The organism is Microbacterium sp. HMH0099, from assembly GCF_049384025.1.
GTDB lineage: Bacteria > Actinomycetota > Actinomycetes > Actinomycetales > Microbacteriaceae > Microbacterium.
The window spans coordinates 200,627-215,020 of record NZ_JBMRJR010000002.1; the positions used below are offsets into that span (position 1 = coordinate 200,627).

The following is a 14,394-nucleotide window of genomic DNA, read 5'->3' on the forward strand; positions in this document are numbered from 1 at the left end:
GCGCCTCGCCTAGGGTCGGGTGCGTGCGTCGGCTTGTCGGAACCCTGCTCGCGCTGGCGTTCGCCGCCGGCGCCGCGGTGCTCACGTGGCCGTCGCTGGTCGGCCTCGAGCGTACGTTCCCGTTCGCGCAGCTCATCTCGTTCCGGGCTCCGCTGGCCGCCGGGCTCGCCGCGGGCGCGGTGCTGTTCCTGCTGCTGTCCCTGGCCCGGCCGATCCGCGCGCTCGCCTTCACTCTGGCCCTCGTCCTCGGCGCGGCCTCGGGCGTCAACGGCGTCCTGCTCGTCCAGCGCGGACTCGGCACCGAGGCCTTCCCACCCAAGACCGACACCAGCCTGCGCGTCATGACCTGGAACACCGCGGGCGAGGCGACCTCGGCCGAGTCCATCGCGCAGTTCGCGGTCGGCATGCAGGCCGACGTGGTGACCCTCCCCGAGACGACGATCGACACCGGCGAGCAGGTCGCCGTCCTCATGCGCGAGATGGGCCAGCCGATGTGGGCGCATCACGCCGAGTACGGCGAGTACGGGATCACCGGATGGGATGCCACCTCGACGACGGTCCTCATCCGTCCCGAGCTCGGCGACTACTCGGTGATCGAGTCTTCGCTCGACGGGTCGAGCAACACGTCGACGGTGCCGAGCGCGGTCGCCATGCCGATCTCGGGCGACGGGCCCATCATCGTCGCCGCCCATGCGGTCGCCCCGCGCCAGGAGTACATGACGCAGTGGCGCAGCGACCTGCAGTGGCTCGCCGACCAGTGCGCGAGCGACAACGTCATCCTCGCCGGCGACTTCAACGCCACGCTCGACCACATGACGGGCCTCGGCGTGGACGGCGGGACGCTCGGCCGCTGCTTCGACACCGCCGCGGAGAGCGGGAACGGTGCGGTCGGCACCTGGCCGACGGACATCCCGGCCCTCCTCGGCGCGCCCATCGACCATGTGATGGCCACGCCCGACTGGACGGTGTCGGCGTCGGTGGTCATGCGTACCCTCGACGGCTCGGGCAGCGACCACCGTCCGATCGTGGTGCAGCTCGAGCGCACGGCGGGCTGACGACCGCCACGCCGTCCCGCGCACCTCCGACCCCGGCGGTGCGAGGATAGGGAGATGGACTCCACCGGCGACACGATCGCGACGGCCGAGCAGAAGGCCGCCGAGACGACCACCAACCGCAAGGCCCCGTTCCCCCGCGGCTTCCTCGACACCATCTCGACCGGGTGGGCGGAGCGGCCCGAGAGCACACCGCCCGCACGCGAGCAGGCACCGTGGGCCGCCCGCCGCCGCGCGGCGCTGTCGGCCCAGTTCCCGGGCGACCGCCTCGTGGTCCCCGCCGGCGGCCTGAAGCAGCGCAGCAACGACACCGACTACCCGTTCCGCGCGCACTCCGCGTTCGCCCACCTCACCGGCTGGGCCGCCGACGCCGAGCCGGACTCGGTGCTCGTCCTCGAACCGCGCGACGACGGCCACGAAGCGGTCCTCTACTTCCGCGAGCGCGCCGACCGCACCACCGCCGAGTTCTACTCCGACGCCGCCATCGGCGAGTTCTGGATCGGCCCGCGTCCGTCCCTCGCGGGCGTCGCCGCCGACCTCGGTCTCGCCACGGCTCACGTCGACGACTTCGCCACGACCGAGGGCGACCGCGTGGTCGGCCTCGACGCCGACCTCACCCGCGTCGTGTCGGAGCTGCGTCTGGTGAAGGACGAGTTCGAGCTCGCGCAGATGGCCCTGGCCGTCGAGGTCACCGCCCGCGGGTTCGACGACATCGTCGCCGAGCTCCCCCGCATCGTCGAGCACCCCCGCGGCGAGCGGGTCGTCGAGGGCGTCTTCCATCTCCGCGCCCGCGCCGACGGCAACGCCGTCGGGTACGACACGATCGCGGCGTCCGGCCCCCACGCCTGCTACCTGCACTGGACCCGAAACGACGGCGCCGTCGTGCCGGGCGACCTCATCCTCGTCGACGCCGGTGTCGAGGTCGACAGCCTCTACACCGCCGACATCACGCGCACTCTGCCCGTCTCGGGACGCTTCACGGAGGTGCAGCGCCGGGTGTACGAGACCGTGCGCGAGGCCGCCGACGCGGCGTTCGCCGCTGCTCGGCCCGGGGTGCCGTTCCGCCGGCTGCACGAGGCCGCGATGGAGGTCATCGCCGCCCGCGTCGCGGAGTGGGGCCTGCTGCCCGTCACCGCCGACGAGGCGCTCGACGCCGAGCACGGCGGTCAGCACCGCCGGTACATGGTCCACGGGACGAGCCACCACCTCGGCATCGACGTCCACGACTGCGCCCAGGCGCGCCGCGACATGTACTACGACGGCCTGCTGGAGCCCGGCATGGTCTTCACCATCGAGCCGGGTCTGTACTTCCAGATCGACGACCTCACCGTCCCGGAGGAGTACCGCGGCATCGGCGTGCGCATCGAGGACGACATCGTGATGACCGCCGACGGTCCCGTCAACCTCTCGGCCGACATCCCCCGGACCGCCGACGAGGTCGAGGAGTGGATCGCCCGGTCCGCCCGATGACCTTCACCGCACCGGCGTCGTTCACCACCCGACCGACGCTGCGCGGCACCTTCGGGATGTCCGCGTCGACCCACTGGACGGCGACGGCGACCGCGCAGGCCGTGCTCGAGCGCGGCGGCAACGCCTTCGACGCCGCGACCGCCGCGGCTTTCGTGCTGCACGTCGTCGAACCGCACCTGAACGGGCCGGGCGGCGACCTCGTCGCGATCCTGCGACCCGCCGGAGCCGCGGAGCCGGTGGTCCTGATGGGCCAGGGACCGGCGCCCGCGGCCGCCAGCATCGAGGCGTTCCGTGCCCAGGGCTTGGACCTCGTCCCGGGCTCGGGCGGTCTCGCCGCGGCCGTCCCCGGCGCCGTCGACGCGTGGCTGCTCCTGCTGCGCGACCACGGCACGTGGGAGCTCGCCGACGTGCTCGCCTTCGCCGTCGGGTATGCCCGCGACGGCCACCCGCTCGTGGCGGGCGCCGCGGCCACGATCGCCCGCGTCGCGGACCTCTTCCGGGACCACTGGCCGTCGTCGGCGGAGCGATGGATGCCGGACGGCGCACCGCCGCAACCGGACGACCTCGTCCGCAACCCGGCGTACGCCGACGTCCTCGAGGCGCTCGTCGCGGCGGGGGCCGGCGCGCCCGACCGGCGTTCCCGGATCGATGCCGCACGCCGCACGTGGATGACGGAGATCCTGCCGGTGGCGGCGGACTTCGTCGCACAGCCGCACACCCACTCCGACGGGGCCGCGCGTCGCGGCATCCTGGATCGCGACGACCTCGCGGCGTTCGAAGCAGGGTACGAGCCGGTCGTGTCGGCGCAGTTCCGCGGCTGGACGGTGCACAAGCCCGGCGTGTGGACGCAGGGCCCGGCCCTCCTCCACACGCTGCGGATGCTCGATCAGCTCGACGACGCCGACCTCGACCCGTCGACCGCGGCCGGGGGGCACACGCTGCTCGAGGCGCAGAAACTCGCCTACGCCGACCGGGACGCATGGTTCGGCGACACCGACGACGCCGTCTCCGCCGAGGCGTTCCTCGATGACGCGTACGTCGACCGGCGCCGCTCCCTCCTGACGGCGGATGCCTCGACCGAGCTGCGCCCGGGAAGCCCCGACGGCCGCGAGCCGCTCCTTCCGCCGCTCCGCACCGAGGCCCGCGCCTCGATGGGGTCGACGGGAGAGCCGACCGTGTCGCGGACCGGGGCGACCCGGGGCGACACCTGTCACCTCGACGTGATCGACCGGTGGGGCAACGTCGTCTCGGCGACCCCCTCCGGCGGATGGCTGCAGTCGTCGCCGACCGTGCCGGAGCTCGGCTTCTGCCTGGGCACGCGGATGCAGATGACGTGGCTGATGCCGGGCCATGCGGCATCCCTCGTCCCCGGTCGCCGCCCGCGCACGACGCTGACGCCGACCCTGGTCACGCGGGGCGATGCGGTCACCGCCCTCGGATCCCCCGGCGGCGACCAGCAGGATCAGTGGCAGCTGCCCGCGCTCGTGCGCATGATCGTCGGCGGCTACTCCGCTCAACAGGCTATCGACGCCCCGACGCTGCACACGACGGCCCTGGCCGACTCCTTCTGGCCGCGGACGTGGACGCCGGCCGGCGCGGTCGTGGAGGACCGGCTCGGCGAGGACGTCATCGCCGAGCTCGAGCGACGGGGACACCGCGTGACGCGGGCCGGCGGCTGGGCGCTCGGGCGGGTCAGCGCCGTCGGACGCGACGAAGCCGGGCTGCTGTTCGCCGCCGCGAACCCGCGGGGCATGCAGGGCTACGCCGCCGGGCGCTGACGCACCCACGTCCCCCGCTGACTTGTCGCAGATGTACACCAGCAACGCCCTCGCGCGTACATCTGCGCCAACTCACGGCCACGAGGTCCGCCGCCGATCAGCCCCCCACCCGGGCGCTGACTTGTCGCGGATGTACACCAGCGATGCCCTCACACGTACATCTGCGCCAACTCACGGCCACGAGGTCCGCCGCCGATCAGCCCCCCACCCGGGCGCTGACTTGTCGCGGATGTACACCAGCGATGCCCTCGCGCGTACATCTGCGCCACGTCACGGCCGCGAGCTCCGCCGACGATGGGGTCAGGCGAGGGAGCGCACGAACTGCGCGACGACGGGGGCGAGGCCGGCGCCGATCTCGTCGGCGGGACGCCGGGCGCCCTTCACCTCGAAGGAGTGATTCGCGCCCGCCACCCAGTGGATGCGCGCGTCCCGGCAAGCGGCGACCGCGTCGAGCAGCTGCGCGTGCGGGTCGATGAAGGGGTCGTTCTCCCCCTCGACGAATAGCTGCGGCGGCACGACGTCGGGCAGATGCTCCGTGCGCGGCTTCTCGGGCTTGCCGGGCGCGTGGAGCGGGTAGCCGAGGTAGACCAGTCCCGCCGGCGACAGCACCCCCGCGGCCGCGGCCATCGACGCCATCCGTCCGCCGTACGACTTGCCCGCCGCGATGAACGGGCCGGGCGCGGCGGAGAGCCAGGACTGCACACCCGCCCACGTCGCGACCGCGGGGGCGACCGGACCGGGCATCCGGCGGCCGGCCTCGACGTACGGGAAGACGAAGCGCAGCACCGCGATCCCGTCCGCCGCGAGGGCGTCGGCGAGACCCTCGAGGAACGCGTGCGTCATGCCGGCGCCCGCTCCGTGCGCGAGGGCGACGGTCGCGATCGCGTCGGCCGGCGCGTCCCACAGGCCGGACACCTCGCCGGGGCCGGTCGCCAGGTCGACGGGAATTCGGACCTCGGCGGTCACCGGGAGGCGCGGGGGTCGTCGTCCGGGTGGGACGGGGAGGGGGCGGCATCCGGAGTCGACGCGTCCGGACCCGGGTGCCGGTCGTGGTCGTCGCCCGCGGGGCCGGGGGTGGGCCCGACGATCCCGTCGTGGGGGTCGGACTGCTCGCCCTCCACCGGCGCGTCGGGCGTCGGCGGGACGATCCGCTCGCCGTACCGGGGCGGCTCGTCGAGAGCGGGAGGAGCGGCGGGACCGGACGCCGGCGCCTCGGGGCGCGATGCCCCACCGGTGCCGGGGGCGACGCGCTCCCCGTAGCGCGGGCGCTCGTCATCGACGGGCGCCGGTGGCCGGGCGACCACCGTGCGGGCGGCGCCGGTGCCCAGGACGCCGCGGGCCTTGGCGAGGTTGGCGGGCGACACGCACACGTCGTAGTGGTCCGCGGCGACCTGCATCACCGATGCGAAATCGCGCCGACGTCGCACGATCGAGTACGTGCCGAGGCTCAGCAGCATGCCCAGGGCCATGCCGACCAGCAGGACGCCGACGAACGCGGAGATCTGCACCGTCGGCATCCCGAGCACGAAGATGAACGCGAAGAGGAGGCCGAGCATGAGGCCGTTCAGCGCACCCGAACGGGCGGCGCGCGCGTAGCCGAGACGCCCCGTGACCTTCTCGATCGAGCGCAGGCCCGAGCCGACGATCGAGATGTCCCGTGCGGGGACCTCGCCGGCGATGAGCGACGAGACGGCCTTCTGCGCCGCCTCGTACGTGGGGAACGAGGCCACCTTCTCGCCGACCTCGTCGCGCCCGGTCGCGGGCGTTCCGCCGAACATGCTCATTTCCCCATGATGTCACGCGCCCCGCCGCGCCCGGCCGCGTCGCGTCCAGGCGGGACGACTACGCTGGACCGGTGAGCACGCAAAGGGTTTTCGTCGCCCGCTTGGCGGGCTGTACCGTCTTCGATCCCGCCGGCGACCGCCTCGGCCGGGTGCGCGACGTCGTGGTCATCTACCGCTCCGCGGCGGCGCCGCGCGTGGTCGGCCTGGTCGTCGAGATCCCCGGCCGCCGACACGTGTTCGTCTCCATCGGGCGCGTCACCTCGATCCAGCCCGGCCAGGTCATCACCACCGGTCTCATCAACGTGCGGCGGTTCCAGCAGCGCGGCGGCGAGGTGCGCGTCATGGCGGAGATGCTCGGCCGCCGGGTGCAGCTGGTCGACGGGTCCGGCTCCGCCGTGATCGAGGACGTGGCCATCGAGCGCAACCGGCTCGGCGAATGGGACGTGGGACAGCTGTTCCTGCGCCGACCCCGCACGAGCGCCTCCCCCTTCGCGAAGGGCGCCACGACGTTCGCGGCGTGGAAGGAGGTGCGCGAGCAGCAGGCCCCCGGAGAGGCGCAGTCCGCGGAGCAGCTCGTGGCCACCTACTCCGAGCTCAAGCCCGCCGACCTCGCCAACACGCTGCTCGACCTGCCCGACGAGCGTCTCATCGAGGTCGCCGAGGAGCTCAGCGACGACCGTCTCGCCGACGCGCTCGAAGAGATGCCCGAAGACGAGCAGGTCCACATCCTCGAGCAGCTCACCGACGAGCGGGCGGCGGACATCCTGGATGCCATGGAGCCCGACGATGCGGCCGACCTCCTGGGCCAGCTGCCCGAGACGCGCCTCGAGCAGCTCCTCGAGCTGATGGAGCCGGAGGAGGCGGACGACGTCCGCGCCCTGCTGAAGTACGGCCCCGACACCGCCGGCGGACTCATGACGCCCGAGCCCATCGTGCTCTCGGCCGACGCCACCGTCGCGGAGGCCCTGGCCCTCATCCGCCGGCACGAGCTGCACCCGGCCCTCGCGGCATCCGTGTTCATCACGCTCCCGCCGTACGAGACGCCCACGGGGCGCCTGCTCGGGACGGTGCACTTCCAGCGCATGCTGCGCTACCCGCCGCACGAGCGCCTCGGCGCGATCATCGACGACACGCTGGAGCCGGTGCCCGCCGACGCGACGGCCGCCGAGGTCGCGCGCCTGCTGGCCAGCTACAACCTCGTGTCGCTGCCGGTCATCGACCAGGCGCACCGCCTCGTCGGCTGCGTGAGCGTCGACGACGTGCTCGACTACCTGCTGCCCGACGACTGGCGCACGCACGACAGCGACGATCCGAAACCCAAGACGTCGACCCGCGCCCTGCACACCGCGAGCATCCCGACCCAGACCCCGAGGAGGCGCTGATGGCCCGAGCAAACCGCCGAACCGGACTCGACGCGCCGCGCGGTCGCACCGGCGTCCTCGCCCCGCGGCAGCCGCAGCCCTCGCGCGACCGCTTCGGGCGCTTCACGGAATGGGTCGCCCGCGCCATGGGGACCCCGCTGTTCCTGCTGATGCTGACGCTCTTCTGCGTGCTGTGGATGACGTGGAACTCGGTCATGCCCGAGGAGCTGCGCTTCGACTCCGCCGCGATCGGCTTCACGGCGCTGACGCTCGTGCTCTCCCTGCAGGCGTCGTACGCCGCCCCGCTCATCCTGCTCGCGCAGAACCGGCAGGACGACCGCGACCGCGTGCAGATCGAGCAGGACCGTCAGCGCGCCGAGCGCAATCTCGCCGACACCGAGTACCTCGCCCGCGAGATCGTCGCGCTGCGCATGGCGATCCGGGACCTGACCGACGAGGTCATCACGAAGGACACGCTGCGCACCGAGCTGAAGGCGGCGCTGGAGCGGCTCGACGAGCACGACGCCCTCCAGAACGGCGCGACCACGCCGTGACGACCGAGCTGACCGACCGCGTCCGCTCCGCCGTCGGGGCGGTCACCGACCCCGAGCTGCGGCGCCCGCTGAGCGAGCTCGACATGCTCCGCGAGATCACGGTGCACGCGGGAGTCGCCGACGTCGGCATCGCCCTGACGATCGTCGGCTGCCCCGCGGCCGACCGCATCGAGAGGGAGGTCCGGGATGCCGCGGCCGCGGTGCCCGGGATCGACGCGGTGCAGGTGCGGGTCGGTGTCATGTCGCCGGACGAGCGACGCGCGCTGACCGAGCGTCTGCGCGGCGGACGCGCCGCGCGGGAGATGCCCTTCGGCCCGGACTCCCTGACGCGCGTCATCGCGGTCACCAGCGGCAAGGGCGGCGTCGGCAAGTCGACGCTCACCGCGAACCTCGCCGTGGCGCTGGCGGGTCGGGGCCTGCGTGTCGGCCTCGTCGACGCCGACGTGCACGGGTTCTCCATCCCCGGGCTCCTCGGCCTCGTGGACGCGGACGGTCTGCCGCCCGCCCCGACCCGGCTGGACGACCTCATCCTCCCGCCCGTCGCCTACGGCGTGAAAGTCATCTCGATCGGGATGTTCCTCCGCCGTCCGGGCGAGGATGCCGCCGGGGCGGTCGCGTGGCGCGGCCCCATGCTGCACCGGACCGTCCAGCAGTTCCTCACCGACGTGCACTTCGGCGACCTCGACGTCCTGCTGCTCGACATGCCCCCGGGGACCGGCGACGTGGCGATCTCGGTCGGGCAGCTGCTCCCCCACGCCGACGTGCTCGTCGTCACGACCCCTCAGCCTGCCGCCGCCGACGTGGCCGTCCGGTCGGGACTGGTCGCACGTCAGACGGGTCAGCACCTCATCGGGGTCATCGAGAACATGGCCGCGATGACGCTCCCCGACGGCACCAGCCTCGACCTCTTCGGCGCCGGCGGCGGCGCGGAGGTGGCCGCGGCGCTGTCCACGGACGCGGACGTGCCCCTGCTGGCATCCGTCCCCCTCAGCTCCGCCCTGCGGGCCGGCGGCGACGACGGGCGCCCCGTGGTCGTGTCGCACCCGGACGATCCCGCCGCGCAGGCCATCGACGCGGCCGCCGCCGCTCTCGCCGCGCGCCCGCGCGGACTCGCCGGTCGCGCGCTGCGTCTCAGCGTCTGACGCGCCGCACCGTACCGAGGACAGGCACCGCGGCGAGGACATGCCGTTCCCGACGGGATCCGCCTGTCCCGGGCGCCCCGCCTGCGCGCGCCGACATTCTCCGGTCTGCGCCGCGCCGTACCGAGGACAGGCACCGCGGCGAGGACATGCCGTTCCCGCCGGGATCCGCCTGTCCCGGTCGCCCCGCCTGTGCCTGTCACGGCACCAAACGACGCCAGGCGCGGAGGGATGCCGCGGGTCAGGTCGCTTCGTCGTCGAACGGCGGCGCCTCGCCGGGCGCGAAGGTCGGCTTCTCCGGTGTCGTCCGCGCCGCCAGGGCGGCGGCACCCGCGGCCCGCATGGTCGCCGTCGGCGTGTCGTCGAGCAGCGCCTCCCGGATGATGCGTCGCGGGTCGTACTGCCGCGGGTCGAGCTTGCGCCAGTCGACGTCGTCGAACTCCGGGCCCATCTCATCGCGCACCCGCGATCGCGCACCCTGCAGCGTCTCTTTGGCCCGCTTAGTGAACTTGGCCAGCGCCTCGGCGTACCGGGGCAGACGCTCGGGGCCGATGAGGAGGGCAGCGATCACACCGATCAGCAGCAGCTTCTCGATGGTGATCCCGAAGAACATGTGTTCAGGTTACCCGTCGCGCCTCGGCGTCCGGCGTCTCCCGGCCGTCTAACCTGAGCGAGTGAGCGGTTACGAGGCGAACGAGCGGTTCGTGCAGGAGTCGACGGTCGAGCCGGAGCACATCGCCCGCGCGCGTGCGCACGCCCTCGAGCTGGGAGCGGCGCCGATCAGCCCGGCCATCGGCGCGCAGACCGCGGTGTTCGCGGCGGCCTCCCGCGCGCAGAACATCGTCGAGGTCGGGACCGGCGGGGGCGTCTCGGGTCTGTGGCTGCTGCACGGCGCCCCGCGCGCGACGCTCACCACGATCGACAGCGAGCCCGAGCACCTCGGTGCGGCTCGTCAGGCGTTCGCCGACGCCCGCGTCCCCGCGGCCCGCGCGCGGTTCATCACGGGTCGGGCCGCCAACGTGCTCCCGCGCATGAACGAGGCCTCGTACGACATCGTCTTCATCGACGCGGACCCCGAGGGCGTCATCGAGTACGTGGAGCACGGCCTGCGCCTCGTCCGCGCCGGCGGCACGGTGCTGGTCCCCCGGGTGCTGGCCGGCGGGGCCGTCGCCGACCCGGTCCGCCGTGACGCCGTGACCACCGCGTACCGCTCGCTCATCCAGGAGGTCCAGGCCTCCCCCGCCGTCTTCGGCGCCCTCTCGATCACCGGTGAGGGTCTCCTGCAGCTGACGACGGTCGCGGACTGACGCCGGCGGCATCCCCTTCGCACGCCGCCGGTCGGACCGACTCCCGCAGAATCCCCTCCCCACGCCGCCGGTCGCACTCACGCCCGCGGCATCCCCCGGACACGATGAAGGCCGGCCCCCGCGGGGACCGGCCTTCATCGTCATCCGGGGATGTCAGGCTGCGCCGACGACACCACCGAGCACGTCGTAAAGCTCCTTGGCCTCGGCGTCGTTCACCGAGACGACGAGTCGCCCGCCGCCCTCGAGCGGTACACGCACGATGATCAGCCGGCCCTCCTTCACAGCCTCCATCGGCCCGTCTCCGGTTCTCGGCTTCATGGCTGCCATCGCGGCCCCCTTTTCGTGATTGGTCTTCTAGGAGTTTACCGGTAGCGCGCGGGGCGCGTCGTGACGCGCCACGCACGGGGCGGGCGGCATCCGGTCAGGGGATCTGCCAGTACGTGTTCGCGATGGCGTACATGTTGTAGATCCAGACCCATTGACCGAGCAGGGCGAGACCCAGCACCCCCAGACGCCACCACAGCGACCGCGGCACGGCGAACGCGCCCCACAGCGGCGAGACGGGCACGAGCAGCCGGAAGACGCTCGACTGCGGGAAGAACACCAGCAGCAGGTAGACGAGGTAGCTCGCGGACCACAGGCGCACCTCGATCCCGAGGCGACGGACCGCCGGCAGCATCAGGGCCAGCGCCACCCCGACGACCAGCACGATGAGGAAGACGTAGCCCGTCGCCGCCCCGAGCCCCCAGCGCTCGAACCAGAAGGCCGCCGCCTGCACCCAGCCCTCGACGGGCGCGAAGTCCATCGACGAGTCGCCCAAGAAGTTCCGGCGCCACGCGAGCTCCGTCGCGAGGTAGGCGCCCGGGTCGCCGGTCACCGCTGCGGCGATCGCCTGCCACGCGAAGCCCACGACGACGGCCAGCGCACCCAGCGCGACGATGTGCACGATCTCGCGGACGGGCAGCGGGTCGCGTCGGCGGATCCAGAAACGATGGATGCCGTAGAGCCCGAGGAACAGCGCGAACGCGAGGATGCCCGGGCGGGTGAAACCCATCACCGGGACGAGCAGGTACAGCCACGCCCAGCGCCGGCGCTGCACGCACAGGAGCGCGAGGAAGAGCAGGAACAGGAAGAGGGACTCGGCGTAGCCCACCTGGAACAGCGCCGCCAGCGGCCCGCACGAGAAGAACACCACCGCCCACAGGGCCGCGGAGCCGCCGACGCGGTCGCGCAGCAGGGCGTGGAGGGCGACGCAGGCACCGAAGCCGGAGAGCAGCGAGACGACGACGGCGCCCGCTCCCCACGTCCCCAGGACGGCGCCGAAGGCCGCCGAGACGTAGGCGTAGACCGGCATGAACGCCCAGGCGTTCTCGGCGACGTGTCCGCCGGCCGCCAGGGGCAGCTCGCTCGGATAGCCGCTGACCGCGGCGAGCCAGTACCACTGCGCGTCCCAGCCCAGGGCGAGGTCGCCGAGCGACGGGTCGACGCCGTAACGCGAGGCGGGGCCGGAGACCCCCGCCGCGGCGAGGAGGAGGCCCGTGGTGATGAGGCGCGCGACGACGTAGACGATCGCGATCCGGGCGAGGACCGGCAGCCGGCCCCACGCGGCGGTCAGGCCCGTCACGTCCCTCCCGGTCGCGGTGTCGGTCACGATCCGCTGAGCCACGCCCGCAGACCCGCCTCGACGGCGTCGATCTGCGCCACGGGGACGCGCTCCTCGTCATGATGGGCGAGATGCGGGTCTCCCGGACCGTAGTTGACCGCGGGGATGCCCATGGCCGAGAACCGGGCGACGTCCGTCCAGCCGTACTTGGGGCGCGGGGTGGCGCCCACGGCCGCGACGAAGTCCTGCGCGAGCGGAGCGTCCAGCCCCGGCCGCGCTCCCTCGGCCACGTCGACGATCTCGACGTCGAACCCCGTGAAGACGTCGCGGACGACGCGTTCTGCGGCGGCCGCGTCCCGGCTGGGCGCGAAGCGGTAGTTGACCTCCACCTCGCACGCATCGGGGATGACGTTGCCGGCGACGCCGCCGCTGATGCTCACGGCGTTCAGACCCTCGCGGTAGAGCAGTCCCTCGACCTCGATCTCCCGCGCACGGTACTCCGCGAGGCGGGCGAGGATCGGCGCGGCCTTGTGGATGGCGTTCTCGCCGATCCACGAGCGGGCGCTGTGCGCGCGGACGCCGTCGGTTCGCACGATCGCGCGCAGCGTGCCGTTGCAGCCGCCCTCGACCTGGCCGTCGCTCGGCTCACCCAGGATGGCGAAGTCCCCCGCGAACAGGTCCGGACGGTTGCGGGACAGCCGACCCAGGCCGTTGAGGGCGGAGTCGACCTCCTCGTGGTCGTACCACATCCACGTCACGTCGACCGAGGGGTCGGAGAGCTCCGCGGCGAGCTTGAGCTGAACGGCGACCCCCGCCTTCATGTCGACGGTCCCGCGGCCCCAGAGGAAGCCCTCGCCGTCCTGCTCCACGTCGCGGACGGGCAGGTTGCGGTTGATGGGGACGGTGTCGATGTGCCCGGCGATCACGACGCGGCGGTCGCGCCCGAGAGCGGTGCGCGCGACGATCGTGTCGCCGTCGCGGACCACCTCGAGGTGGTCGAAGGCGCGGACGGCGTCCTCGATGGCATCCGCCAGGGTCGTCTCGTCGTCCGAGACGCTCGGGATGTCGCAGATCGCCCGCGTCAGGGCAACCGAGGAGGAGGTCAGATCGAGCACGGGCATGTCCGGCAGTCTAGCCGCGCGGTCCCGACCTCCTAGGCTGGAGGGCATGACTGACGAGCGTTACGCGTGGGGTTTCGGACTCGCGACGGTGGCCGCTGACGGCACCGTCCTGGACACGTGGTACCCGGAACCGACGGCGGGACGGATGCCGCTCGGCACGACCCCCGCGAACGCGCCGGCGACCCTCGAGCAGCTGGCGGTGCCGGATACCCGGCGGGACGTCGCCGTCGAGGTCGTGGCGGTCGAGATCGACCTGGATGCCGCCCCCGTCTCCACCTCGGACGCCTATCTGCGTCTGCACGCCCTGTCGCACCGCCTGGTCGCCCCGAACGAGGTGAACCTCGACGGCGTCTTCGGACACCTGCCGAACGTCGCGTGGACGACCGCCGGTCCCGTGCACCCCGAGGCGCTGACCCGCCTCCGTCCGTTCCTCCAGCGCGACGGCATCCAGGTCCAGGGTCTCGACAAGTTCCCCCGCCTGCTCGACTACGTCACGCCCGCGGGCGTCCGCATCGCCGATGCCTCCCGCGTGCGCCTGGGCGCGCACCTCTCCCCCGGCACGACCGTCATGCACGAGGGGTTCGTGAACTTCAACGCGGGGACCCTCGGCGCGTCGATGATCGAGGGGCGCGTGTCGCAAGGCGTCGTCATCGGCGACGGCACCGACATCGGCGGCGGCGCCTCGATCATGGGCACGCTCTCCGGCGGCGGGACGCATCGCGTCTCGATCGGGGCGCGCACCCTTCTCGGTGCGAACGCGGGCATCGGCATCTCGCTCGGCGACGACTGCGTCGTCGAGGCGGGCCTCTACGTCACCGCGGGCACGAAGGTGCGCGTGGGCGACGAGACGGTGAAGGCCGCGGAGCTGTCGGGCCGCGACGGCATCCTGTTCCGCCGCAACTCGCTCACCGGCGCCGTCGAGGCGTCCGCCCGCGCCGGCGTCGGCGTGACCCTGAACCAGGCGCTGCACGCCTGACCCCCACCGTCGATAAACGCCCCCTGCACCGAGGAACGCCGGCACCCGGCGTTCCTCAGTGCAGGGGGCGTTTCTCATCGTTCCGCGGCGCCGCCCGCCGGCATCCCTCCCGTCCCGCCCGGCGCCCATGTCCCACAATGTGCAGCATCGGCCCGCCCCACCTGCACAAAATGGGACACGGCGACTGTCGGCCGCCACAGCCCGGGGCCCATGTCCCACTATGTGCAGCATCGGCCCGCCCCACCTGCA

Annotated in this window: 14 protein-coding genes; 8 read left to right on the forward strand and 6 right to left on the reverse strand. The window is 73.1% G+C overall.

Annotated features, from left to right (window positions below):
• The first annotated feature begins 23 nt into the window (after positions 1–23).
• The 3 genes from ACO03V_RS04735 to ACO03V_RS04745 are packed head-to-tail and all read left to right on the forward strand — an operon-like array spanning position 24 to position 4,300.
• Positions 24–1,055, forward strand: coding sequence for an endonuclease/exonuclease/phosphatase family protein (locus ACO03V_RS04735; protein WP_423136796.1), 1,032 nt, complete (start codon positions 24–26; stop codon positions 1,053–1,055).
• A gap of 54 nt (positions 1,056–1,109) precedes the next feature.
• Positions 1,110–2,522: an aminopeptidase P family protein gene (locus tag ACO03V_RS04740; RefSeq protein WP_423136797.1), complete on the forward strand. Its 1,413-nt coding sequence runs from the start codon at positions 1,110–1,112 to the stop codon at positions 2,520–2,522.
• A complete protein-coding gene (locus ACO03V_RS04745; protein ID WP_423136798.1) occupies positions 2,519–4,300 on the forward strand; it encodes a gamma-glutamyltransferase family protein in 1,782 nt (593 codons plus the stop codon). Before ACO03V_RS04740 ends, ACO03V_RS04745 begins: the two co-directional genes overlap by 4 nt.
• A 300-nt stretch (positions 4,301–4,600) precedes the next feature.
• Here the strand turns inward: ACO03V_RS04745 and ACO03V_RS04750 are convergent, their stop codons facing one another.
• Positions 4,601–5,266: an alpha/beta family hydrolase gene (locus ACO03V_RS04750; protein WP_423136799.1), complete on the reverse strand. Its 666-nt coding sequence runs from the start codon at positions 5,264–5,266 to the stop codon at positions 4,601–4,603.
• Positions 5,263–6,084 (reverse strand): general stress protein, encoded by an 822-nt coding sequence (locus tag ACO03V_RS04755; RefSeq protein WP_423136800.1) that lies wholly within the window; start codon positions 6,082–6,084, stop codon positions 5,263–5,265. The genes ACO03V_RS04750 and ACO03V_RS04755 overlap by 4 nt, the downstream gene beginning before the upstream one ends.
• Positions 6,085–6,155: 71 nt before the next feature.
• Between ACO03V_RS04755 and ACO03V_RS04760 the strand changes: the two genes are divergently transcribed.
• The 3 genes from ACO03V_RS04760 to ACO03V_RS04770 are packed head-to-tail and all read left to right on the forward strand — an operon-like array spanning position 6,156 to position 9,141.
• Positions 6,156–7,466 (forward strand): magnesium transporter MgtE N-terminal domain-containing protein, encoded by a 1,311-nt coding sequence (locus ACO03V_RS04760; RefSeq protein WP_367726475.1) that lies wholly within the window; start codon positions 6,156–6,158, stop codon positions 7,464–7,466.
• A complete protein-coding gene (locus ACO03V_RS04765; RefSeq protein WP_367726474.1) occupies positions 7,466–7,999 on the forward strand; it encodes a DUF1003 domain-containing protein in 534 nt (177 codons plus the stop codon). The genes ACO03V_RS04760 and ACO03V_RS04765 overlap by 1 nt, the downstream gene beginning before the upstream one ends.
• Positions 7,996–9,141, forward strand: coding sequence for an Mrp/NBP35 family ATP-binding protein (locus ACO03V_RS04770; protein ID WP_423136801.1), 1,146 nt, complete (start codon positions 7,996–7,998; stop codon positions 9,139–9,141). Before ACO03V_RS04765 ends, ACO03V_RS04770 begins: the two co-directional genes overlap by 4 nt.
• Before the next feature lie 238 nt (positions 9,142–9,379).
• On the opposite strand, the gene ACO03V_RS04775 is transcribed toward ACO03V_RS04770, so the two are convergent.
• Entirely contained in the window at positions 9,380–9,751 is a 372-nt protein-coding gene (locus tag ACO03V_RS04775) for a twin-arginine translocase TatA/TatE family subunit (protein ID WP_367726472.1), read from the reverse strand.
• A gap of 61 nt (positions 9,752–9,812) precedes the next feature.
• Here ACO03V_RS04775 and ACO03V_RS04780 point away from each other — a divergent pair, with 61 nt between their 5' ends.
• Complete coding sequence (locus tag ACO03V_RS04780) at positions 9,813–10,445, forward strand: O-methyltransferase (protein ID WP_367726471.1); 633 nt, start codon at positions 9,813–9,815, stop codon at positions 10,443–10,445.
• A 153-nt stretch (positions 10,446–10,598) separates the two neighbouring features.
• Here the strand turns inward: ACO03V_RS04780 and ACO03V_RS04785 are convergent, their stop codons facing one another.
• The 3 genes from ACO03V_RS04785 to dapE form a co-directional block, all read right to left on the reverse strand.
• Positions 10,599–10,772, reverse strand: a complete 174-nt coding sequence (locus tag ACO03V_RS04785; RefSeq protein WP_076490128.1) for a DUF3117 domain-containing protein — start codon at positions 10,770–10,772, stop codon at positions 10,599–10,601.
• Positions 10,773–10,866: 94 nt separating this feature from the next.
• Positions 10,867–12,111 carry a hypothetical protein gene (locus ACO03V_RS04790; RefSeq protein WP_423136802.1) on the reverse strand — a complete coding sequence of 415 codons (1,245 nt, stop codon included), beginning with the start codon at positions 12,109–12,111 and terminating at the stop codon, positions 10,867–10,869.
• Positions 12,093–13,169, reverse strand: a complete 1,077-nt coding sequence (gene dapE / locus ACO03V_RS04795) for a succinyl-diaminopimelate desuccinylase (RefSeq protein ID WP_423136803.1) — start codon at positions 13,167–13,169, stop codon at positions 12,093–12,095. The genes ACO03V_RS04790 and dapE overlap by 19 nt, the downstream gene beginning before the upstream one ends.
• A 46-nt stretch (positions 13,170–13,215) precedes the next feature.
• Here dapE and dapD point away from each other — a divergent pair, with 46 nt between their 5' ends.
• Positions 13,216–14,145 (forward strand): 2,3,4,5-tetrahydropyridine-2,6-dicarboxylate N-succinyltransferase, encoded by a 930-nt coding sequence (dapD, locus tag ACO03V_RS04800; protein WP_423136804.1) that lies wholly within the window; start codon positions 13,216–13,218, stop codon positions 14,143–14,145.
• Positions 14,146–14,394: the final 249 nt, after the last annotated feature.

What these genes read in the sequence shown, in the direction of transcription:
- ACO03V_RS04765 (WP_367726474.1), top strand. Translation starts at nt 7,466, where the DNA reads ATGGCCCGAGCAAACCGCCGAACCGGACTCGACGCGCCGCGCGGTCGC.
- ACO03V_RS04785 (WP_076490128.1), bottom strand. Translation starts at nt 10,772, where the DNA reads ATGGCAGCCATGAAGCCGAGAACCGGAGACGGGCCGATGGAGGCTGTG.
- ACO03V_RS04745 (WP_423136798.1), top strand. Translation starts at nt 2,519, where the DNA reads ATGACCTTCACCGCACCGGCGTCGTTCACCACCCGACCGACGCTGCGC.
- ACO03V_RS04755 (WP_423136800.1), bottom strand. Translation starts at nt 6,084, where the DNA reads ATGAGCATGTTCGGCGGAACGCCCGCGACCGGGCGCGACGAGGTCGGC.
- dapD (WP_423136804.1), top strand. Translation starts at nt 13,216, where the DNA reads ATGACTGACGAGCGTTACGCGTGGGGTTTCGGACTCGCGACGGTGGCC.
- ACO03V_RS04740 (WP_423136797.1), top strand. Translation starts at nt 1,110, where the DNA reads ATGGACTCCACCGGCGACACGATCGCGACGGCCGAGCAGAAGGCCGCC.
- dapE (WP_423136803.1), bottom strand. Translation starts at nt 13,169, where the DNA reads ATGCCCGTGCTCGATCTGACCTCCTCCTCGGTTGCCCTGACGCGGGCG.
- ACO03V_RS04775 (WP_367726472.1), bottom strand. Translation starts at nt 9,751, where the DNA reads ATGTTCTTCGGGATCACCATCGAGAAGCTGCTGCTGATCGGTGTGATC.